The 20,533-nt window shown below is 72.2% G+C and carries 18 protein-coding genes; 4 read left to right on the top strand and 14 right to left on the bottom strand.

Annotated features, from left to right (window positions below; genetic code table 11):
- The 7 genes from BKE38_RS23055 to BKE38_RS23025 all read right to left on the bottom strand — a co-directional run.
- A partial coding sequence (locus tag BKE38_RS23055; RefSeq protein WP_131829698.1) for a RibD family protein occupies positions 1-413 on the bottom strand: 413 nt, incomplete at its 3' end.
- Between the two features lie 38 nt (positions 414-451).
- On the bottom strand, positions 452-1,009 hold the full coding sequence (locus BKE38_RS23050; protein ID WP_076959574.1) for a VUT family protein: 558 nt from the start codon (positions 1,007-1,009) through the stop codon (positions 452-454).
- A complete protein-coding gene (gene queC / locus BKE38_RS23045; RefSeq protein WP_076959573.1) occupies positions 1,002-1,736 on the bottom strand; it encodes a 7-cyano-7-deazaguanine synthase QueC in 735 nt (244 codons plus the stop codon). Before queC ends, BKE38_RS23050 begins: the two co-directional genes overlap by 8 nt.
- A 58-nt stretch (positions 1,737-1,794) precedes the next feature.
- Positions 1,795-3,003, bottom strand: coding sequence for a Zn-dependent hydrolase (locus BKE38_RS23040; RefSeq protein ID WP_076959572.1), 1,209 nt, complete (start codon positions 3,001-3,003; stop codon positions 1,795-1,797).
- A gap of 104 nt (positions 3,004-3,107) precedes the next feature.
- The gene (locus tag BKE38_RS23035; protein ID WP_076959571.1) at positions 3,108-3,878 is read right to left on the bottom strand and encodes an SDR family NAD(P)-dependent oxidoreductase; all 771 of its coding nucleotides are present in this window, start codon (positions 3,876-3,878) and stop codon (positions 3,108-3,110) included.
- Positions 3,875-4,849 carry a 3-hydroxyacyl-CoA dehydrogenase family protein gene (locus BKE38_RS23030; RefSeq protein WP_076959570.1) on the bottom strand — a complete coding sequence of 325 codons (975 nt, stop codon included), beginning with the start codon at positions 4,847-4,849 and terminating at the stop codon, positions 3,875-3,877. Before BKE38_RS23030 ends, BKE38_RS23035 begins: the two co-directional genes overlap by 4 nt.
- On the bottom strand, positions 4,846-6,525 hold the full coding sequence (locus BKE38_RS23025) for a thiamine pyrophosphate-binding protein (RefSeq protein WP_083747799.1): 1,680 nt from the start codon (positions 6,523-6,525) through the stop codon (positions 4,846-4,848). The genes BKE38_RS23030 and BKE38_RS23025 overlap by 4 nt, the downstream gene beginning before the upstream one ends.
- 137 nt (positions 6,526-6,662) lie before the next feature.
- On the opposite strand from BKE38_RS23025, the gene queA reads away from it, so the two are divergent.
- The 4 genes from queA to queG are packed head-to-tail and all read left to right on the top strand — an operon-like array spanning position 6,663 to position 10,408.
- A complete protein-coding gene (gene queA, locus BKE38_RS23020) occupies positions 6,663-7,754 on the top strand; it encodes a tRNA preQ1(34) S-adenosylmethionine ribosyltransferase-isomerase QueA (RefSeq protein WP_408887431.1) in 1,092 nt (363 codons plus the stop codon).
- On the top strand, positions 7,751-8,875 hold the full coding sequence (tgt, locus tag BKE38_RS23015) for a tRNA guanosine(34) transglycosylase Tgt (RefSeq protein ID WP_076959569.1): 1,125 nt from the start codon (positions 7,751-7,753) through the stop codon (positions 8,873-8,875). The genes queA and tgt overlap by 4 nt, the downstream gene beginning before the upstream one ends.
- Complete coding sequence (queF, locus tag BKE38_RS23010; protein ID WP_076959568.1) at positions 8,872-9,336, top strand: preQ(1) synthase; 465 nt, start codon at positions 8,872-8,874, stop codon at positions 9,334-9,336. The genes tgt and queF overlap by 4 nt, the downstream gene beginning before the upstream one ends.
- A gap of 43 nt (positions 9,337-9,379) precedes the next feature.
- Positions 9,380-10,408, top strand: coding sequence for a tRNA epoxyqueuosine(34) reductase QueG (queG, locus tag BKE38_RS23005; protein ID WP_076959575.1), 1,029 nt, complete (start codon positions 9,380-9,382; stop codon positions 10,406-10,408).
- Positions 10,409-10,447: 39 nt separating this feature from the next.
- Here queG and BKE38_RS23000 read toward each other — a convergent pair whose 3' ends face one another.
- The 7 genes from BKE38_RS23000 to BKE38_RS32345 all read right to left on the bottom strand — a co-directional run.
- Positions 10,448-11,230, bottom strand: a complete 783-nt coding sequence (locus tag BKE38_RS23000) for an SGNH/GDSL hydrolase family protein (RefSeq protein WP_083747798.1) — start codon at positions 11,228-11,230, stop codon at positions 10,448-10,450.
- A gap of 8 nt (positions 11,231-11,238) precedes the next feature.
- On the bottom strand, positions 11,239-12,420 hold the full coding sequence (locus BKE38_RS22995; protein ID WP_076959566.1) for an OpgC family protein: 1,182 nt from the start codon (positions 12,418-12,420) through the stop codon (positions 11,239-11,241).
- A 158-nt stretch (positions 12,421-12,578) separates the two neighbouring features.
- Positions 12,579-13,439: a transglutaminase family protein gene (locus BKE38_RS22990; RefSeq protein WP_076959565.1), complete on the bottom strand. Its 861-nt coding sequence runs from the start codon at positions 13,437-13,439 to the stop codon at positions 12,579-12,581.
- Positions 13,436-15,982: a circularly permuted type 2 ATP-grasp protein gene (locus tag BKE38_RS22985; RefSeq protein ID WP_076959564.1), complete on the bottom strand. Its 2,547-nt coding sequence runs from the start codon at positions 15,980-15,982 to the stop codon at positions 13,436-13,438. The genes BKE38_RS22990 and BKE38_RS22985 overlap by 4 nt, the downstream gene beginning before the upstream one ends.
- Before the next feature lie 13 nt (positions 15,983-15,995).
- Positions 15,996-19,442, bottom strand: a complete 3,447-nt coding sequence (locus BKE38_RS22980) for a transglutaminase family protein (protein ID WP_076959563.1) — start codon at positions 19,440-19,442, stop codon at positions 15,996-15,998.
- A 129-nt stretch (positions 19,443-19,571) separates the two neighbouring features.
- Positions 19,572-20,099 carry a hypothetical protein gene (locus BKE38_RS22975; protein WP_076959562.1) on the bottom strand — a complete coding sequence of 176 codons (528 nt, stop codon included), beginning with the start codon at positions 20,097-20,099 and terminating at the stop codon, positions 19,572-19,574.
- A gap of 79 nt (positions 20,100-20,178) precedes the next feature.
- Positions 20,179-20,533, bottom strand: a 355-nt coding sequence (locus tag BKE38_RS32345) for a hypothetical protein (RefSeq protein ID WP_165694265.1), incomplete at its 5' end; no start/stop codon positions are given.

The following is a 20,533-nucleotide window of genomic DNA, read 5'->3' as shown; positions in this document are numbered from 1 at the left end:
GAGATCCCATAGTCGGTGCCGAGGCGCCGGTCGGTGTCCAGCACGACGCGGGTCGGGCTGGGGCCGGGGCAGTTGCGCGTGGTCAGGCGGGGATTGTCGTGCTTGACCGTGCCGGCGCCGACGACGACCGCGTCGCAGAGGGCGCGCAGGCGATGGGTGTGCAGCAGGTCGCCTTCGCCGCCGATCCACTGGCTGGAGCCGGAGGCGGTGGCGATCCGCCCGTCCAGCGTCTGCGCCAGCCGCCCCAGCACCAGGCAGCCGTCGCGCGCCGCGGGCGGCGCCAGGACGGGCGCGAAAAGGGCGGTCAGCGGATCAGCGGGAAGGGGGCCGGCCCCCTGGTCGCGGTGCCGCAGCAGCGCCGACCAGATCGGGTCGACGCCAGGGGGGGCGAGGGGCGGTTCGGTGTCGGCCATTCCCCCTTCTATGCCCGAGGCGGCCAAGGGTTGCCAGCTTAGGCGGGGAGGATCCCACGGCGGGCATCGGCGCGGCGCAGCCAGGCGGTCAGCGGCAGGGCCAGCGCAATCATCCAGAACTTGCCCATGACCTGGCCGGAGAGGTAGCCGAGGTCGCCGAAGGCGATCCACAGGAAGAAGACGCTGTCGACCACCAGGCCGACGAGGCCGGAGGCGGCGACGGCCAGCACCAGGTTGCGCTTCTGCAGCGGGGTGTAGACGGCGAGGTCGGCGGTCTCGCTCAGCAGGAAGGCGGCGGCCGAGGCCATGACCAGCGCCGGCGGGGCCAGGAAGGCCGAGAGGGCGGTGCCGGCGACGATCGCCATCCAGGCGAAGCGCAGGCCCAGGCGGCGCTGCACCAGGTCGCGCAGGACCAGGGCCAGGCCGATCATCAGCACGCCGGAGGGCGCCATGACGCCGGGCGCCACCGGGATCAGGCAGGGGCCGTTGGGCACGCAGACCGTGCCGGCATTGCCGATCAACCAGTTGGCGGCGGGAATGGTCAGGCCGAAGCCGAGCAGCGCCAGGAAGCCCTCCAGGCGGCGGGGGTCAGTCATCTGCGAGTTTTCCATTTCTGGGCGGGTGCATCCGCGCGTGAGCGCGGGTCTCGTACTCCGCCCAGCCCCTGGCGCGCAACTCGCAAGCGGGGCAGGCACCGCAGCCATGTCCCCAGGGGTGGAGCTCGCCGCGCTCGCCCTTGTAGCAGGTGTGGGTCTTTTCCACGATGTCGCAGACCAGCTTGCGGCCGCCGAGCTGCTCGGCCAGCTCCCAGGTCTGCGCCTTGTCCAGCCACATCAGGGGCGTGTGCAGGACGAAGCGCTGCGCCATGCCGAGGTTGAGGGCCACCTGCAGCGCCTTGATGGTGTCGTCGCGGCAGTCGGGGTAGCCCGAGTAATCCGTCTCGCACATGCCGCCGACGACGTGGCGCAGGCCGCGGCGATAGGCGAGTGCTGCGGCGAAGGTCAGGAAGACGATGTTGCGGCCGGGGACGAAAGTGTTGGGCAGCCCGTCCTCGCGCATGGCGATCTCGGTCTCCCGCGTCAGCGCCGTGTCCGAGATTTCTTTCAGAGCATCGAGGGCGAGGGTGTGGTCGGGGCCGAGCTTTGCCTGCCAGTCGGCCGGCAGGGTTCTGCGGAAGTCGTCGCGGCATTCCAGCTCGATGCGGTGGCGCTGGCCGTAATCGAAGCCCAGGGTTTCGACGTGGTCGAAGCGGGAGAGGGCCCAGGCCAGGCAGGTGGCGGAGTCCTGCCCACCGCTGAACAGGACAAGGGCTTTCTCGGTCATGCGGTGTGCTTTCTGAAGGCGGGGTCCGGGGGGATACTATCCCCCCGGCCTTCCGCTGTCAGTTGGCCCCCTTCAGGAAGCGGTCCGCCGCCTCGACGAGCACCTGCGCGCCGAGCGCGAGATCGGCTTCCTTGGTATCTTCCGCCCAATGATGGCTGATGCCGCCGATCGAGGGGACGAAGACCATCGCGGCCGGCATCGTCTTGGCGATGTATTGCGCGTCATGGCCGGCGCCGCTGGGCATGACCTGGCTGCAGCCGGGATCGAGGCTCTCGGCCGCGGCGGAGAGCGCCCGCATCATGCCGGGGTCGCAGATCGCCGGCGTCGCCTTGCTGACGGCGATCAGCTGGATGCTGCAGCGCTCGCGGCGGTTGGCTTCCTGGACCAGGGCGCGCAGCGTCGCCTCCATCTGCTCCAGCTTCTCCATCGAGACGTCGCGGAACTGGAACAGGACATCGGCGCGGCCGGGGATGATGCTGGGGGCGCCGGGCTCCAGGGTGATGCGGCCGGTGGTCCAGGTGCTGCGCGGGCCGCAGACACGGGGGAACTCGGCGTCGATGGCGGCCAGCAGGCGCACCGCGGCCAGGCCGGCGTCGCGGCGCTCGGCCATGGTGGTGCCGCCGGCATGGTCCTGCTGGCCGTCGATCACCAGGCGCCACTGCCAGATGGCGACGATGCCGCTGACCACGCCGATGCGGAGATTGGCCTGCTCGAGCTGGGTGCCCTGCTCGATATGCATCTCGAAGAAGCCCTTGTAGCGGCTGGGATCGATCTGCATCCGCGGCAGGCCTTCAAGCCCCGCGGCCCTGAGGGCGTCGCGCAGCGGGGTGCCGTCGCTGCGGTTGCGGCTGCGGTCGATCTCGTCTTCCGAGAGCTCGCCGATGATCGACTTGCTGCCGAGGAAGCCGCCCTCGAAATGGCCTTCCTCATCGGCGAAGGCGCAGACATCGACCGGCAGCCCGGCGCGGGCCATGGCCAGCGCGCCAATCACGCCGAGCGCGCCGTCGAGCCAGCCGGCCTCGTTCTGCGTCTCGATATGGCTGCCGGCCAGCAGGTGGGGTCCGGGGCCCTTGTGGCGGCCGAAGACATTGCCGATGCCGTCGATCGAGGCTTCCAGCCCGACCTCCTCCAGCTTCGCCACGAGCCAGCGGCGCGATTCCATGTCCTGCGGCGAATAGGTCGGGCGGTGGACGCCGGTCCTGAAGCGACCGATCTGGCGCAGCTCCTGCAGGTCCTGGAGGAAACGGGCGGTGTCGAGCTGGGGCATGGCATCCATCCTGCGAACGTGGCGCCGGCATGGTGCGGCGCGGGATGGGAAGCATCAAGGCGGCGGCGGGGGATTTCCCGTTCCCCGTCGCCGCCGAAGATCGCTCAGCGGGATTCCAGCGTCAGCCCGCCATCGACCACCACGGTCTGCCCAGTGACCATCCCCGCGCCGGCGAGCAGGAACAGAATGACGTCGGCGAGGTCGTCGGGCTGGCAGCGGCGCTTCAGCAGCGCCTTGGCGGCGGAGGCGGCGCGGCGCTCCTCGGTCCATTCGACCATCCAGGAGCTGTCGACGGCGCCGGGGGCGACGGCGTTCACCCGCACCTCGGGCGAGAGGCCGCGTGCCAGGTTCTTGGTCAGGCTGACCACGCCGGCCTTGGTGGCGCCATAGGCCATCGAGCTGCCCGGGCTGTCGAGGCCGGCGATCGAGGCCACGTTCACCACCGCGCCACGGCTTTCCTTCAGCGCCGGCGCGGCGGCCTTGGCGCAGCGGAAGACGCCCAGCAGGTTGACCTGAAGGACAGTCGCCCAGAGCTCCTCGGTCAGGTGGTCGAGGGCCGAGGGCGGGATCAGCGTGCTGGTGCCCGGCGTGCCGGCATTGTTGACCAGGTAGTCGAGGCCACCCAGCGCGGCCACGGCGGCTTCCACCATGCGCGGGCCGTCGGTGGCGTCGCCGACATTGCCGGGGGCGGCGATGACGTCATGGCCGGCGGCTTGCAGCTCGGCCAGCACCGCGGCGGCGCGGGTGTCGTCCGCCAGGTGGTTGACGGCGACGCGGCAGCCGGCGGCGGCCAGCTGCTTCACGGTGGCGAGGCCAATGCCGGAAGCGCCGCCGGTAACCAGAGCGCGCTTGCCGGTGAGCTCGTAGCGGATCATGCCTTGTCTTTCTCCTTGGTCGCCGGGTCGAGGCCCGCCATCGGGCCGATCTCGCGCACCGCCTTCTTCAGCGCCAGCAGCCGGCGGTCGCGCTCGGCCAGCAGGGCCGCGGGGTCGTCGCCGCCCCAGTCATAGAGGCCGCGGCCGGTCATCACGCCGCTATGGCCCTGGGCGAGGGCCGCGTTCAGCGCGTCGCTGTGGCCGCGGATCGGCGGCGGCGCGTACATCTTGTTGGCCAGGGCATGGGCGGACAGCTGCAACCCGGTGAAGTCGCCCTTGGCCATCTGGCCGAGCAGCAGCAGCCGCAAGCCGAGGCCGTGGATGATGGCCTCGTCGATTTCCTGCGGGCTGGCATAGCCTTCGTCGAGCAGCCGGTAGCATTCCAGGCTGAGCGCCGATTGCAGCCGGTTGGCGATATAGCCGGGCAGGAAGCGGCGCATCACCAGCGGCACCTTGCCCATCACCCGCAACATCGTCGCCACCTCGTCGACCAGCTCGGGCGGGCATTCCGGGCTGCCGACGAGATCCACCAGATCCACCAGATAGGGCGGCGTGTACCAGTGCATGATGATCGCCCGCGGCAGCCGCGCGGCGGGCATCAGCGGGAAGACATCCAGGTAAGAAGTATTGCTGGCCAGGATGGCGCCGGGCGGCATCGCGGCGTCGAGCTGCTCGAACAAGGCGCGCTTGGCCTCGGGCTTCTCGATGATGGCCTCGATCACCAGCTCGGCCTCGGCCACTGCCTCGGCGAGCGTCGGCGCCAGGGTGACGCGCTCGCGCAGGCCCTCGGCCGAGAGCACCCCGGCCTCGTCGGCGGCGGCCAGCGTTTGGCGCGCCTTCTCCATCAGCGCCGGCGCGCGGGCGAGCGTCTCGGCATTGGTGTCGGTCAGGCGGACGCGATGGCCGCCGATGGCGAAGACCAGCGCCAGCGCATGGCCCATCAGCCCGGCGCCGATGATGGCGATCCTCATGCCTTCACCTCCGGCGCCCAGGGTTCCGGCGCGCGGTGGTCGATGCCGGTCATCACCTCGACCACCACGGTCTCGTCCGAGGCCATGGCCTCGCGCAGCGCCGGGCCGATCTCCTCGGGCTTCTCGACGCGGATGCCGCGCAACCCGAAGCCGGCGGCGATGGCGCAGAAATCGGTGTGCTCGCCGAAGCGCAGCAGGGTGCCGGCGACCTCGGGCCGGTTGCCGGCGGCACGCACCAGGTTGGGCCAGCCCTGGCCGAAGCCGCGGTTGTTGTTGACCACCAGGGTGATGGCGATGCCGCGGCGCTTGGCCGTCTCCAGCTCGGTCAGGTGGTAGTAGAGCGCGCCATCGCCGCTGTAGCAGACCACCTTGCGCGCGCCGGCCGCGCATTTGGCGCCGAGCGCCGCCGGGAAGGCCCAGCCGAGCGAGCCCGCCGCGCGGAGGTAGCGCTGCCCGGTGCCGTTGAACTCGATCAGCGTGCCGGTCCAGATCCCCGAATAGCCGGTGTCGGCGACCAGCACGCCATCCTCGGGCAGGTTGGCGGAAATCTCGGCGCAGAGCCGCGCAGGGTCGATCGGGGCTTCGGCGCTTTCCAGCCGCGGCGTGACGGCCGCGCGCCATTCGGCGATCTGCCGCCCGGCCGATTCCGCATAGCCGGCATCGCGCGGGGCGGTGCCGAGCAGCGGCAGCAGCGCCTCCAGCGCCGTGCGCGGATCGGCCTGCAGCGACAGCGCGGCCGGGCAGCGGTCGAGCTCCAGCGGGTCGGCATCGATCTGCAGCAGGGTGGTGGAAGGCCCCGGGATGCGCCAGGCATGGGTGACCTGGTCACCCATGTCGCAGCCGACCAGCAGGACCACCTCCGCCTCATGCAGGATGCGGTTGGCCGGCGGCGCCGAATAGCTGCCGGCGACGCCGATATTCAGCGGATGCCGGCTTGGCAGCAGGTCGCGGGCGCCGAGAGACGTGGCGATGGGGGCCTGCAGCCGCTCGGCGACGGCCAGCAGCGCCTCGCCACAGGAAGACAGCGCGGCGCCGTCGCCGGCCAGGATCGCCAGCTTCCCCGGGGCGGCCAGCCGCCCGGCCAGCTCCGCCAGGATCGCCGTATCCGGCGCCGGGCGGTGGCGCGGCGCGTTCCATTCGGAGAAATCGGCGGGCTCGGCCTGGCCGGTGTCGCCCTGTTCGATCACCTCGCCCATCAGCCCGTTGAGGTCCAGATGCACCGGGCGCGGCGGCGCGACGGTGGCCGCCGACCAGGCCTGGCGGAACAGCCGCGGCAGGTCGGCGGCCGCCTCGACCGCGACCGAGCTGCGGGTGACCGGGGCGAAAAGCGGCCCGTGCGGCACCTCCTGATAGGCGTTGCGGTGCTGGGCAGCCGGCTGCTTGCGCCCCGACAGGGCGATCATCGGCGCCCGGCCGAGCCAGGCATCCTGCAGCGCCGCGGCCAGGTTGGCGGCGCCGACCGATTGCGCGGCGACCACCCCGGGGCGCCCCGAGAGCCGGGCATAGCCGTCGGCCATATAGGCCGCGCCCTTTTCCGAATGGGCCAGGACGGGCTGGACCCCCAGCGCCTCCAGCCGCATCAGCGTCGGCCGCAGCACGGCATCGATGAAGAAGACATGGCTCTGGCCGGATTGCGCCAGGCTGCGCGCCATCCATTCCGCCCCGTTCAGGCTCATTCCCGGACCCCATTTCCTCGTGTTGCCGGCGAGCCTGCCCCCGTTGACCGCCGAGGACAAGGCATGGCCGGCCGTGGGGGCAGCCCTGCTTTGCTTGCCTTTGCGCGGCCCCTCCGCTACCGCCCGGCAGCAACGCCATGACCCAAGACGCCCCTGCACCGACCGCCCCGCTGCCCGAGCTGCGCGCGGCCGATTTCGACTTCGACCTGCCCGAGGCCCTGATCGCCCAAGGTCCGGCCCGGCCGCGCGACTCCGCCCGGATGCTGGTGGTGGGCGCGGACGGCCCGGTCGATGCCGGGGTGGCGTCGCTGCCGGACTGGCTGCGGCCGGGCGACCTGATGGTGGTGAACGACACGCGGGTGATCCCGGCGCGGCTGCGCGCCCGGCGCGGCCTGGCGCAGCTCGAGATCATGCTGAACCGGGCCGAGAGCGGCGGGCTGTGGCACGCGCTGGTGCGCAACGCCAAGAAGCTGCGCCCGGGCGACCTGCTGGACATCGAGGGCGCCCCCGAGCTCCGCCCGCGCGTCGTCGAGCGGCAGGAGGGCGGCGCCGTGCTGCTCGACTTCGGCCCCGACCAGGCGCTGCTGGCCGCGGTGCTGGAACGCGCCGGCGAGATCCCGCTGCCGCCCTATATCGCCCGTCCTGACGGCCCGACCGCGCAGGACCTCGACGACTACCAGCCGATCTTCGCCCGCCAGCCCGGGGCGGTGGCGGCGCCGACCGCCAGCCTGCATTTCACCCCGGCGCTGCTGCAGGCGCTGGAGGCCCGCGGCGTGGCGCAGGTGGCGCTGACGCTGCATGTCGGCGCCGGCACTTTTCTGCCGATCCGCGGCGACAACCCTCGCGAGCACAAGCTGCATGCCGAGTGGGGCGAGATTTCTGACAGCGCCGCCGCGACGATCAACGCGACGCGGGCCAAGGGCGGGCGCATCATCGCCATCGGCACGACGGCCTTGCGCCTGCTGGAGAGTTCCGTCGACGATCAAGGGATCGTGCATCCCTTCCGTGGGTTAACAGACATCTTCCTGCTGCCGGGGCATGTCTTCCATTCGGCCGACCTGCTGCTGACCAATTTCCACCTGCCCAAGTCCAGCCTGTTCATGCTGGTCTCGGCCTTCGCCGGGCAGGGGCGGATGCGCGACGCCTATGCCCATGCGGTGGCGCAGGGCTACCGCTTCTATTCCTATGGCGATGCCTCGCTGCTGTTCCGGGAGAATGCTGCACGATGACCCTCTCCTGGAGCTGCCAGTGCCATGACGGCAAGGCCCGCGCCGGCACGCTGCACACCGCGCATGGCGAGGTGCAGACCCCGGTCTTCATGCCGGTCGGCACCGCCGGCACGGTGAAGGGGATGACCGCCGATGCGGTGCGCTCGACCGGCGCCAGCATCGTGCTGGGCAACACCTATCACCTGATGCTGCGGCCGGGGGCGGAGCGGGTCGCGAAGCTCGGCGGGCTGCACAGGATGATGGATTGGCACGGGCCGATCCTGACCGATTCCGGCGGCTTCCAGGTCATGTCGCTGTCGCAGCTGCGCAAGCTGGACAAGGACGGCGTCACCTTCCAGAGCCATATCAACGGCGAGCGCTTCCGCGTGACGCCCGAGCGCTCGATCGAGATCCAGCATTTGCTGGATGCCGACATCACCATGTGCTTCGACGAATGCACGCCTTTCCCGGCGACGCATGAGGTCGCGGCCAAGAGCATGCGGCTGTCGATGGACTGGGCGGCGCGGTCGCGGGCCGCCTTCGTCGAGCGGCCCGGCTACGGGTTGTTCGGCATTCAGCAGGGCAGCGTCTTCGAGGACCTCCGCGCCGAAAGCGCGCGCGCGCTGCGCGAGATCGGCTTCGAGGGCTATGCGCTGGGGGGCCTGGCCGTCGGCGAGGGCCAGGAAGAGATGTTCCGCGTGCTGGACTTCGCCGTGCCGATGCTGCCGGAGGAGAAGCCGCGCTACCTGATGGGCGTCGGCACGCCGTCCGACCTGATCGGGGCGGTGTCGCGCGGCGTCGACATGTTCGACTGCGTCATCCCGACGCGCTCGGGGCGGACGGGGCGGGCCTATACCAGCCGCGGCGTCATCAATATCCGCAACGCCCGCCATGCCGAGAGCCTGGCGCCGCTGGACCCCGACTGCGACTGCCCGGCCTGCACCAAGCACTCGATCGGCTATCTGCACCACCTGTTCAAGGCAGGCGAGATGCTGGGGCCGATCCTGCTGACCTGGCACAATATCCGCTACTACCAGGCGCTGATGGCGCGGCTGCGCCAGGCGATCCTGGAGAACCGCTTCGCAGCCGAGGCCGAGGCGATCCAGGCCGGCTGGGCCAAGACGGAGGAAGTCCCCGCATGACCATCCATGATGTCTCCGGCCTGACCATGCTGGGCCGCCAGGTGGCCGCACCCGCCAGCCCGGAAGAGGCGGTGCTGGAGCGCGTGCCCAGCCCGCATCCCGGCACCCGCTACTGCGTCCGCTTCGTCGCGCCCGAGTTTACTTCCCTGTGCCCGCTGACCGGCCAGCCGGATTTCGCGCATCTGGTGATCGACTATGTCCCGGGCGACTGGCTGGTCGAGAGCAAGAGCCTGAAGCTGTTCCTGACGTCCTTCCGCAACCACGGCGCCTTCCACGAGGCCTGCACGGTGGGCATCGGGCTGAAGCTGGTGGAACTGCTGGCCCCGGCCTGGCTGCGGATCGGCGGCTACTGGTATCCGCGCGGCGGCATTCCGATCGACGTCTTCTGGCAGACGGGCACGGCGCCGGACGGGGTGTGGATCCCGTCGCAGGACGTGCCGCCCTATCGTGGCCGGGGGTGAGACCCCTCCGCGCCTGACGCGGCCGCCGCTGACGCCGGACGGCATGGCGGCGGCGATCCGCGACCAGGCGCTGGCGCTGGGCTTCGATGCGGTGGGCTTCGCGCCGGCGCATCTGGGGCCCGAGGTGCGCGCCCGGCTGGACGCCTTTCTGTCAGCCGGAATGCAGGGCGAGATGGGATGGCTGGCCGACCGCGTCGAGCAACGCGCGCATCCGCAATCGCTCTGGCCCGCGGCGGTGTCGGTCATCGCGCTGGGGATGAATTACGGGCCGGAGCTCGACCCGCTGTCGGTGCTGGAGCAGCGCGACCGGGCGGCGATCAGCGTCTATGCGCGGAACCGCGACTACCACGATATCGTCAAGAAGAAGCTCAAGGCGCTGGCGCGCTGGATGGCGGAGAGCTGGCGCGGCAGCGACGTGAAGGTTTTTGTCGACACGGCGCCGGTTTCAGAGAAGCCCTTGGGGCAGGCCGCCGGCCTCGGCTGGCAGGGCAAGCACAGCAACCTGGTCTCCCGCGACTTCGGGTCCTGGCTGTTCCTGGGCGAGGTCTTCACCACGCTGGACCTGACGCCGACCGGCGCCGAGGTCGATCATTGCGGGCGCTGCAGCCGGTGCCTGTCGGCCTGTCCGACGCAGGCTTTCGTCGGGCCGTACAAGCTGGATGCGCGGCGCTGCATTTCTTATCTCACCATCGAGCATAAGGGCCCGATCCCGGAGGAATTCCGGGTGGCGATGGGCAACCGGATCTATGGCTGCGACGATTGCCTGGCCGTCTGTCCCTGGAACAAGTTTGCCTCCGTCACTGCCGAGCCTGGGCTCGTCGCGCGGGACGATCTGACGGCGCCGCGGCTGGCCGAGCTGGCGGTGCTGGATGATGCGGCGTTCCGGGCCTTGTTCAGCGGGTCGCCGATCAAGCGGATCGGGCGGGACCGCTTCGTGCGGAACGTGCTGAATGCGATCGGCAATTCGGGCGATGCGTCGCTGTTGCCGGTGGCTGCTCGCCTGATGGGCGATGAGGCTGAGGTCGTGGCCGATGCGGCCCGCTGGGCCGTCTCGCGCCTGTCTGCTTTCTGACAAAAACAGAGGGGGCGCGGGGGATACTTCCCCCGCCGCTTACTGGCTTTCCCTGGTCACCCTTCGCGCGATCCCGCCCGCCAGGACTTCCGCCATGCACTGGTACCCCAGGTCGTTCATGTGGAAGCCGTCTTCGGAGAGCATCAGCACCGGCTGGGGCAGGGCCTGCCAGTAGCGCATGATGGCGTAGCGCCGCATCATCGGCACGCGCTTCTCCATCGCCACGCGCTCGATGCTCTGCACGAAGGTCATGTAGAGCTCTTCCTTCGGCGTGCGCGGGAAGTACTGGGGGTTGATCAGCACCAGGTCGCGGCCCTGCTCGAGGACGAAGTCGATGCCTTCGCGCAGGATGCCGGTGAAGGCCTGGGCGGTGATGCCCTGCAGCGCGTCGTTGGTGCCGATCTGCCAGAGGACGACGTCGGGCGCCCAGTCGACCACGGCGCGCTTCATGCGGGCCAGCGTCGTGGAGGCGACCTCGCCGCCGATGCCGTCGTTGCGGACGGTGATGTCGGCGCCGGGCAGCAGGCGGCGCAGCGCGGCTGCCAGGCGGGGCGGATAGGCGTGGGCCGGCACCGAGGCGCCGATGCCGGCGGTGGAGGAGGAGCCAATGGCCAGGATGCGGACCGGCTGCTTCTCCTGGATCAGGGTCGCCATGCGGGGCAGGGCGAATTGCAGCGCGCGCAGCTCGTCCGGGACGGTGCAGGCGGCGGGGACGTTGTCGGTGGTCACCGGCGGTGGCGGAGCGGCCGAGCTGGGCGGGGCGCTCTGGGCCAGGGCGGCGCCGGGGAGGATCAGGGCGAGGGCAAGCAGGAAGGAGCGCATCCCCGCCGTCACACCGCCGCCGGCAGGGAGGCGGTGGGCGGCTTGCTGCTGCGCCGCTTCTCGGTGACGCTCATCATCGCCGCGACCAGCACCTGGGTGCCGACACCGGCCGAGACATAGGCGATGTCGAAGAGGGCGCCGTCGAAGCCGGTCTGCTTGAAGGCGACGCCGGTGATGCTGACCACCAGACCGGTGCAGAAGACCGGCAGGGAATGGCGGCCCATCATCGACAGCGGGTGCAGCCGCGGCAGGTTGCGGGCCCAGGCCTGCAGCGGCGAGTGGACGACGACGTAGCACAGCGCCAGGACATGCAGCAGGCGCGGCGCCGAGAGGAACTGCTTCTCCGGCACGGTCAGGAAGTCGGGCAGCGGCGCCAGCCAGCCATTCTCCGGGAAGCCGGTCAGCTTGGCGGCGGCCAGGCCAAGCACCAGATAGGCCAGCGCCGCCCACCACCAGGCGCGGTGGTAGGTGGTGGCCGCCCCCAGCCGGTTGCGCCGGGCGCCGAGGGCGAAGCCGAGCACGAAGAGGAACTGCCAGGCCAGCGGGTTGAAGAACCAGCCACCGGGGATCGGGTAGGAGGGGAAATTGGCCCCGGTCAGGCCGGCGGCCAGCCAGAGCACGCCGGAGGCGGCGACGGCCGCGCCCATGCTGCGGGCGGCCAGCGCCATCAGCAGCGGCAGGGTGCCGATCAGCACGCAGTAGAGCGGCAGGATGTTGAGGAAGCCCGGCTGGTAGCGCAGCGTCACCGCGTCGACCAGGGCGCCGGGCGGGTCGAGCATCAGCGGCTCCAGCGCCATGACCGAGAAGAGGCCGAGATCGCCCTTGCTGATCGCCATGGTGGCGAAGACCGCGCCGCCCAGCACCACCAGCGCCAGATGCGTCGTGTAGAGCTTGACCGAGCGGCTGAGCACCTTGAGCGAGGTGCTGAGCTTCTCGTCGCCCAGGTACTTGCTGAAATAGGCCGAGGCCGCGGCGTAGCCGGCGAACATGACGAAGAGGTCGGCGGCGTCGGAGAAGCCGAAATTCTTGTGGGTGAACTGCTCCAGCACATTGCCGGAGACGTGGTTGATGAAGATGGTCACCAGCGCGAAGCCGCGCCAGACATCGAGGGCGGTATCCCGACCAGGAGGAGCCCCGAGGGGACCCATGGCTGGCGCGGTTGGCGTGGGCGTGGCGCTGGCAGCCGCCATGACGCAGACTCCTGGACGTTCCGGTCCGGCCCGAGCCTCCGATGCCGCTTCAGGCAGAGCTCGCCGGGGTCGGCGCGCGCGATTCCACGGCACCGCAGCATGAACCCGGCGACCCCATCATAGGTTGCTTTCACGGTGCCGCGTGGCGGCGCGGTGCCTCAGGCCGGGGAGAGGTCCACGCTGACCTCCAGCGCATGCTGCCCGCCGCCCAGGATGATGCCGCGCAGCGGCGAGATGTCGTTGAAGTCGCGGCCCCAGCCGAGCACGACATGCTCCTCCTGCACCACCAGGTCGTTGGTCGGGTCCAGGTCGATCCAGCCCAGCGCCGGGCCCAGCCAGGCGCCGACCCAGGCATGCGACTGGTCGGCGCCAAGGCGCGCGGCGCCGCCCGGCGGCGGGCGGGTGCGGATATAGCCGGAGACATAGCGCGCCGGCAGGCCGAGCCCGCGCAGCCCGCAGATCATCAGCTGGGAGAAGTCCTGGCAGACGCCGGCGCGCTGGGCCAGCAGCTGGCCGACCGTGGTGCCGATCGAGGTCACCCCGGCGCGGAAGGTGAAGTCCCGCCGGATGCGGGCATTGAGGTCGAGGAGGCCTGCCAGCAGCGGCCGCCCCGGCCAGAAGGATTGCGCCACATAGTCGCGCGCGCCGGCATGCTCGGGCAGCAGCGGCGAGGGCAGGGTGAACTCGGCGGCCCCTGCGTCGCGGGCGGCGGCGCGGGCGACCTCCTCCCAGGGCAGGCTGGCCCCGACGGGGGGCGGGGGCGGGAAGGCGACCTCGATCTCCGCCTCGGCCACCACCTCGAAGCGGGCATGCGGCCGGTCGAGGAACAGCCAGGTCACCCGGTTGCCGAAATGGTCGATGTCGCTGGCGACGCGGGCCGGCTCCGGCGCGCAGGCGACGCGGTCCCACAGCACCTGCTGCTGCGGCAGGGCGCGCGGCGAGAGATGCAGCATATGGGTCGCGATATCCACCGGCTCGGCATAGCGATAGGCGGTGGCATGGCGGATGCGCCACCTCATGCGGCCCCCCAGAACAGCACGGCGGGCTCGGCGGCGGGCTCGACGCCCAGCCTCTGGGCCGGCGGCAGCAGCGCGAAGAAGCGGCGGGCGATGGCGTCCGAGATGGCGGCCATGTCGGCCTCGAGCGCGGCGATGCGCGGCGCCAGCCTGGCCGCCGCCTGGGCCTGGTCGCCGGCGGCCAGCAGCGCGCGGGGAATGGCGTCGACGGTGTCGATCAGCGCCTCGACCGCCGGCAGCAGCCCTGCCTCGTCGCCGCCCTCGAGATCGGTCAGGCGGCGGCGCAGCGCCGCCAGCTGGTAGCCCAGGCCCCGCGGATTGCCCGGATCGGCCAGCACCAGGTCCAGCGCCGGGGCCGGCTGCAGCACGCCGAGGTAGCGGCTGCGATAGGTGATGACGGAATCGCAGAGCTCGAGCGCCAGCCGCAGCCCGCCCTCGATCCGGCTGGCCGGCTGGTCGAGCGCGAAGCCGAGCTGGGCGGCGATGGTCTGGCCGCGCTCCACCCGCCGGCCGAGGTCGAGGAAGGCGTAGCCGCCGGCGCGCACCATGTTCTCGGCCGCCGCCCCGGCGACGCCGGCGCAGTAGCGCAGGATGCTGCCGAGGATGTCCTCCAGCCCGGCCAGTCCGCGCGGCGGCGCGGCCGCCTGCAGCTGGATGGCGCGCAGCGGTAGCGAGAACAGGGTGTGCATGTCCCCGGTCAGCCGGTCGCGCACGCTTTCCACCAGCCGGCCGATCTCCCCCGTCAGCCAGGCGACGGTGCCGCCCTCGCGCAGCGCCCGCCACAGCGCCGCCTGCAGCGCCGAATGGGCCGCCGCATTGGGCAGGTCCTCGGCCTCGGCGAGGCCCGCATGGCGCAGCGCGGCCGCCAGGGCGTCGAGCTCGGCCAGCTCGCGCGGCAGCAGCGGGCCGCGGTCGAGCCGCGCCAGCACGGCGCGCATCAGCCGGGCGGCGCCTTCCAGCCGCTCGACATAGCGGCCCAGCCAGAACAGGTTGTCGGCGACGCGCGACGGCAGGGCGCCGGCGGCGCGGCGGATCGGCAGCGGCGGCAGCGGCAGGGCGGCCGGCCCGGTGATCTGGGTGCCGTCCTCGCTGAGCACCCAGACATCCTTGGCGGTGCCCTGGCGCGGCAGGCGGGCGGCCAGCCCTTCGCCGGGCTCGGGCGAGCGCGCCAGCCCCCCCGGCATGGCGCGCCACTGCCCGCCCTCCTGCACCAGGAACAGCCGCAGCACCACCGGGCGCGGCGCCAGCCCGTCGCCCACCGCGCTGGGCGCGACCGAGGGCGGGATGTCGCGCACGGCGACGTAATCCTGCGGCCGCTCCGCGATGCGGGCCAGCTGCCCCGCCAGGGCGCCGTCGGAAAGCTGCGCCAGCGGCTGCGCCGCCAGGGCGCCGTCGAAGGCCGGGCGGATGGTCCAGTCGGCCGGCGCGCGGCGCAGCATGGCCAGCGCCTCGGGCTGCGCCAGCCAGTGCGATTCGACCGCGGGCAAGGCGAGGCGCTCGCCCAGCAGCCGCTCGGCCAGGGCCGGCAGGAAGGGGCCGAGCGCCGGCGCCTCGACCATGCCGCAGCCGGGGGCGTTGACGATGCGAACGGCGCCGTTGCGCATGGCGTCCAGCAGGCCGGGCACGCCGCCCAGGCCGCCTTGCGGCCCGCCGAATTCCAGCGGGTCCAGGTTGCGGCCATCGACCCGGCGCAGCAGCACGTCGACCGGCTGCAGCCCCTTCAGCGTCTTCAGGAACAGCGCGCCGCCGCGCACCGTCAGGTCGCCGGGCTCGACGAGCGCGCAGGACAGCGCGCTGGCCAGCAGCACATGCTCGAACCACAGCGGGTGGTGCACGCCGGGCGTCAGCAGGGCGACGGCGGCATTGTCGGACCCGTTCTGGGCCTTGGGCGGCGCCAGGCGCTGCAGGCTGTCCTGCCAGAAGTCGAAGAAGGGGCGCAGCGGGGTCACCTGCTGGCCGCGGAACAGGTTGGGCAGGACGCGGCCCAGCATGCGCCGGTTTTCCTGGGCATGGCCGATGCCGGCGGCGCGGCTGGTGCGGTCGGCCAGCACGTGCCAGCGCCCGTCCGGCGCGCGGATCAGGTCGGCGGCATAGGTGTGCAGCAGCGGCGCCTGCGGCGGATGGGCGGCGCTGCGGCAGGGGCGCAGGAAGGCCGGGTTGGCGAAGACCAGGGCCGGCGGCACCAGCCCCTCGGCCAGCAGCCGCTGCGGCCCGTAGAAATCCAGCAGCAGCGCCTCGAGCAGCCGCGCCCGCTGCGCCAGCCCGGCGGCCAGCGCGGCGAATTCGCCGGCCGGCAGCACCAGGGGCACCGGGTCGCAGCGCCAGGCGCGGCCCGCACGGCCGGCGCCGGGCAGCAGGGCGCCCACCCCCTCATCCTCGAAGGCCCGGTCCAGGCGGCGGGCGGCCTCGATGACGGCGCTGCCGCGCGGCGCGGCTTCCGCCGTCAGCGAGGGCGGCAGGTCGGAAAAGGCGGCCAGGATGCCGCGCCAGTGCGGTCGCACATGGCCACGGCCATCGACCATCTCATCGGGCGGGGCGGCGTTCACCCGCCCGGCGGTATCACGCCAGACGGCGAAGGTCGAGCGTCCGGCGCAGCTCCGGCGCCTCCGCCGGCAGGGGTGCTGCGCTGGCGCCCGGGCGGTGGCCCAGCGGCATGAAGCGGGCGCGGCGGCGGGCCTCGGCCTCGTTGGCATTGACCGGGAAGCGCTCGTAGTTGCGGCCGCCGGGATGCGCGACATGGTGGGTGAAGCCGCCGAGCGAGCGGCCGGTCCAGCGGTCCCACAGCTCGAAGACCAGCGGCGCCTGGGCGGGGACCGTCGGGTGCAGGGCGGAATAGGGCGCCCAGGCCTTGAAGCGGACGCCGCCGACGAATTCGCCGGCCCGCCCGGTCGGCGCCATCGGCATGGCGCGGCCGTTGACGGCGACGATCATGCGCTCGGTGGCCAGGCCGCTGGCGCGCAGCTGCAGCCGCTCGGTCGAGCTGTCGACATAGCGCGCGGTCCCCGACCCGGTGCTCTCCTCGCCGAGGACGTGCCAGGGCTCGAGGGCGTGGCGCAGCTCGAGGCCGACGCCATGCAGGGTGGTCTCGCCCAGCAGCGGATAGCGGAAGGCGAAATGCGGCGCGAACCACTCCTTTTCCAGCGGCGCGCCGAGCGAGCGCAGCTCCTCGATGGCATCGAGAAAGTCCTGTTCGGCATAGTGGGGCAGCATGAAGTCGTCATGCAGCCGGGTGCCCCAGCGGATCAGGCGCCGCTCATAGGGCGTCTTCCAGAAGGCGGCGATGGCGGCGCGCATCAGCAGCGTCTGCGCGGCCGACATCTGCGGGCTTGGCGGCATCTCGAAGGCGCGGAACTCGACCAGGCCGCGGCGGCCGGAGCTGCTGTCGGGCGAGTACATCTTGTCGATGCAGAACTCGGTCCGGTGGGTGTTGCCGGTCATGTCCGACAGGATGTTGCGGAACAGCCGGTCGGTGATCCAGGGCGCCACCGTCTCGAAGGGGCGGACCTGCTGGAAGGCGATCTCCAGGTCGTGCAGCGAATCCTGCCGCGCCTCGTCGATGCGCGGATGCTGGCTGGTCGGGCCGATGAACAGGCCGGAGAACAGGAAGGACAGGCTGGGATGGTTGTGCCAGAAGCCCAGCAGCGACTTCAGCAGGTCGGGCCGGCGCAGGAAGGGGCTGTCCTCCGGCGTCTCGGCGCCCATCACCACGTGGTTGCCGCCGCCGGTGCCGACATGGCGGCCATCCAGCATGAATTTCTCCGCCGCCAGGCCTTCCTCGCGCGCCACCGCATAGAGCTGCTCGGTGCGGGCGACGTAGTCGGGCCAGGAATGGGCGGGGTGGATATTGACCTCGATGACGCCGGGGTCCGGGGTCACCGAGAAGCTGAGCAGCCGCGGGTCGGAGGGCGGGCCATAGCCTTCCAGCACCACCTTGCGGCCCTCACTGGCCGCCGTGCGCTCGACCGCGGCGCAGAGCTCCAGCCAGTGCTCCAGCAGGGCGAGGGGCGGGAAGAAGACATGCAGCTTGCCGCCGCGCGCCTCGACCGCGAGGGCGGTGCGGATCAGCTTCTCGGCCTCCTCCGCCGTGCCGGGGAAGGGCGCGCCGGGGAGGCCGCCCGCCGGGCCGCCGGACCCGCCCCCCGTCCGGCGCGGAGGCAGCGGCGGGATGCCGGGGCCCACGCCATGGCCGGCGCTGGCGGCCGGGCCGATGCCGGTGTCCGGCCAGGGCTGTTCCACGCGCTGCTCCATCGGCGCGAAGCCGGTGGCCGCAGCCTCGGTGACCAGCGCCGGCTGCGGCCAGGCGCGCTGCGGCAGGCGGCTGGCGGGGGGCAGCGGCGCGCGCGGGGCGAAGGGATCGGCCTCGACCGGCAGCTCGACCTTCGACGGATCGGCCCAGGGCAGGCTGTCCAGCGGCAGCCGCAGCCCGATCGGCGAATCGCCCGGGATCAGGAACAGTGGCGCGTCGCGGAAGAACCAGCGGGCGGTCTCCCAGCCCTGCGGGCCGCGCCGCAGCGGCAGCACGGCGCCGACGCTTTCCGCCAGCCCGCCGCCGAAGAGCCGGGCCAGCCGGGCGCGCTCCAGCGGGTCGCGCAGCTTCGAGCCTTCCGCCAGCACGTTCGCCGGCAGCCGCTTCTCCTTCCACAGGTAATAGTGGATGTCCTCATGCGCCGGCAGCACCCGCTCGGGGTCGAGGCCGAGGCGGAAGGCCAGCGCCCGGGCGAATTCCTCGGCGTCCTGCGCCGTGGCGTCGTCGCTGTCGTCGTCATGCGCCAGCAGCGAAGGGTCGGACCAGACCGCCTCGCCATCGGCGCGCCAGAAGGCGTTCAGCGCCCAGCGCGGCAGCGGCTCGCCGGGATAATGCTTGCCGACCGCATATTGCACCACGGCGCCCTGGCTCCAAAGCGGCAGCAGCCGCTGCAGCAGCCGCGCCGCCAGCTTGCGCTTGGTCGGGCCGAGGGCGGCGGTGTTCCACTCCGCCCCCTCCTGGTCGGTGGCGGAGACGAAGGTCGGCTCCCCGCCCATGGTCAGCCGCACGCCGCCCGCGGCCAGCTGCCCGTCCACCACGTCGCCGGCATCGAGGATCGCCTGCCACTGCGCCTCGGAATAGGGCCTGGTCACCCGCGGCGTCTCGCGGATGCGGGTCACGCCCATCTCGAAGTCGAATTCGACCTCGGCCTTGCTCATCAGGCCGGAGATCGGCGCGGCCGATTGCGGTTCCGGCGTCGCGGCCAGCGGGATATGCCCCTCGCCGGTCAGCAGGCCGGAGGTGGCGTCGAGCCCGACCCAGCCGGCGCCGGGCAGATAGACCTCGGCCCAGGCATGCAGGTCGGTGAAATCGGCGGCCGGGCCCTCGGGGCCGGTCAGCGGCTTCTGGTCGGCGGTCAGCTGGATCAGGTAGCCGGAGACGAAGCGCGCGGCATAGCCCAGGTGGCGCAGCGCCTGCACCAGCACCCAGGCGCTGTCGCGGCAGGAGCCGCGGCCCTCGCCCAGCGTCTGCTCCGGGTCCCAGACCCCGGGCTCCAGGCGGACGATATAGGCGATGCGCTCGGCCAGCATCTGGTTGATGCCGGTCAGCATGGTGACCGTGCCCTGCTCGCCGCGCGGGATTTTTTCCAGGAGCGCCGTCAGCTCGGGGCCGATGGGTGCCGCGCGGCGGAAGGGCGCCAGCTCCTGCTCGAGGGCCGGGTCATAGGCGAAGGGCCAGACCTCGGCCTCCGGCTCCAGGAAGAAGTCGAAGGGATTGATGGTCGCCATGTCGGCGACCAGGTCGACGGTGACCTCGAAATGCCGCACGGCTTCGGGGAAGACGACGCGGGCCAGGAAATTGCCCTGCGGGTCCTGCTGCCAGTTCAGGAAATGCGGCTTGGGGGAGATGTTGAGGCTGTAGGACAGAACCGGGGTGCGGGCATGCGGCGCGGGCCGCAGCCGGATGGTCTGTGGCCCGAGAGTCACCGGACGATCATAGGCATAGCGGGTGCGGTGGGTCAGGGCGACATGGATCGACATGCAGGATTCCGGCTCTCGTTCCTGCGCCGCAGCATTACCCAGCCCTCAAGCCGTGACCATCCTTTTCCGGGAAAGCTTTTTGCGCCGCGCACCGTGGCCTGCCGCCAGACGAGGCGGCCCGGCGCCGGATCAGCGCGGCGTTTGGGCAAGCTCCGCGGCGGTCATCTGCGCCGCGCGCTCCGCCTCCCGCAGGCGGGGCAGGGTGGAGAGGCGCCGCAGCGTCTCGGCCGCGCCCAGGCGGAACGGCGCCGCCTCCAGCTGCCGTTCGGCGGCCGGGCGGTCGCCCATCTCCAGCGCCCCGGCGACGGCGTCCAGCGCCGGGACGGTGACATCGGCCAGCGCCCCGGGGTCGATGCCCAGCGCCGCCCGCGCCTCGTCGCGGCCCTTGCGCAGCTGGAAGGCGGTGGTGACCGAGAATTCCGGCGTCCAGAACGGATCGTTGGAGAAGCTGGCGGCCAGATGCTCGAGCGACGCCATCGCCCGCGCCGCCGCGGCCGGCTGCCCGTTGAAGCGGGAGAAGTCGCCGAAGGTCCAGGGCGCGGCCAGGCCGGGGCGGCGGATGCTGTCGCCGAAGCCGATCGGGCTGGTGGTCCTGCCTTCGCCGCAGGCGGCGAGCGGCAGCAGGGCGAGGAGGGCGAGGAGGGCGCGGCGGTGCATGGCGCCGAGCCTAGACCCGCGCGCGCCCGGGCGGGAGGCGGCCCGGGCCCCGCACACCCTTCGACACGAAGAGCTGATCTCACGCCGCCGGCGGCAGCGGCATCGGCACGGCCAGGGCGCGCCGCGCCATCCTCGCCAGATCCTCGTCGGGGAAGGCGGCCAGCCGGCGCAGCCAGGCGCCGCGCTCCGGCAGCTGCCGCAGGTGGAAGACCAGCCAGAGCAGCGATTCCCGCTCGGCCGGCCGGGCCATGGCCTCCGACAGGCGGCCGGCCGGCAGGAAGGGCAGCACCCGGATCAGCAGCGGCAGCTGCTGGCGCCGCTGGTCGACCGCAGCGATGCCGGCTGGCTGATGGACCGCTATCTTTCGGACTGGCGCGCCGGCGCCCGGCTGCTGCCGCTGCTGATCCGGGTGCTGCCCTTCCTGCCGGCCGGCC

Source organism: Teichococcus deserti, from assembly GCF_001982615.1.
In the GTDB taxonomy this organism is placed as follows: Bacteria; Pseudomonadota; Alphaproteobacteria; order Acetobacterales; family Acetobacteraceae; genus Pseudoroseomonas; species Pseudoroseomonas deserti.
Note: the sequence above shows the minus strand (reverse complement) of the source record. Positions and strands in the feature narration are given on the sequence as shown.

Excerpts from the sequence above, each read along its gene's own strand:
- BKE38_RS23040 (WP_076959572.1), bottom strand. The coding sequence starts at position 3,003 with ATGCCCCAGCTCGACACCGCCCGTTTCCTCCAGGACCTGCAGGAGCTG.
- queF (WP_076959568.1), top strand. The coding sequence starts at position 8,872 with ATGACCATCCATGATGTCTCCGGCCTGACCATGCTGGGCCGCCAGGTG.
- BKE38_RS22975 (WP_076959562.1), bottom strand. The coding sequence starts at position 20,099 with ATGCACCGCCGCGCCCTCCTCGCCCTCCTCGCCCTGCTGCCGCTCGCC.
- queA (WP_408887431.1), top strand. The coding sequence starts at position 6,663 with ATGACCCAAGACGCCCCTGCACCGACCGCCCCGCTGCCCGAGCTGCGC.
- BKE38_RS22990 (WP_076959565.1), bottom strand. The coding sequence starts at position 13,439 with ATGAGGTGGCGCATCCGCCATGCCACCGCCTATCGCTATGCCGAGCCG.
- BKE38_RS23025 (WP_083747799.1), bottom strand. The coding sequence starts at position 6,525 with ATGAGCCTGAACGGGGCGGAATGGATGGCGCGCAGCCTGGCGCAATCC.
- BKE38_RS23050 (WP_076959574.1), bottom strand. The coding sequence starts at position 1,009 with ATGACTGACCCCCGCCGCCTGGAGGGCTTCCTGGCGCTGCTCGGCTTC.
- tgt (WP_076959569.1), top strand. The coding sequence starts at position 7,751 with ATGACCCTCTCCTGGAGCTGCCAGTGCCATGACGGCAAGGCCCGCGCC.
- BKE38_RS23000 (WP_083747798.1), bottom strand. The coding sequence starts at position 11,230 with ATGCGCTCCTTCCTGCTTGCCCTCGCCCTGATCCTCCCCGGCGCCGCC.
- queC (WP_076959573.1), bottom strand. The coding sequence starts at position 1,736 with ATGACCGAGAAAGCCCTTGTCCTGTTCAGCGGTGGGCAGGACTCCGCC.
- BKE38_RS23035 (WP_076959571.1), bottom strand. The coding sequence starts at position 3,878 with ATGATCCGCTACGAGCTCACCGGCAAGCGCGCTCTGGTTACCGGCGGC.
- BKE38_RS23030 (WP_076959570.1), bottom strand. The coding sequence starts at position 4,849 with ATGAGGATCGCCATCATCGGCGCCGGGCTGATGGGCCATGCGCTGGCG.
- BKE38_RS22980 (WP_076959563.1), bottom strand. The coding sequence starts at position 19,442 with ATGTCGATCCATGTCGCCCTGACCCACCGCACCCGCTATGCCTATGAT.
- queG (WP_076959575.1), top strand. The coding sequence starts at position 9,380 with ATGGCGGCGGCGATCCGCGACCAGGCGCTGGCGCTGGGCTTCGATGCG.
- BKE38_RS22995 (WP_076959566.1), bottom strand. The coding sequence starts at position 12,420 with ATGGCGGCTGCCAGCGCCACGCCCACGCCAACCGCGCCAGCCATGGGT.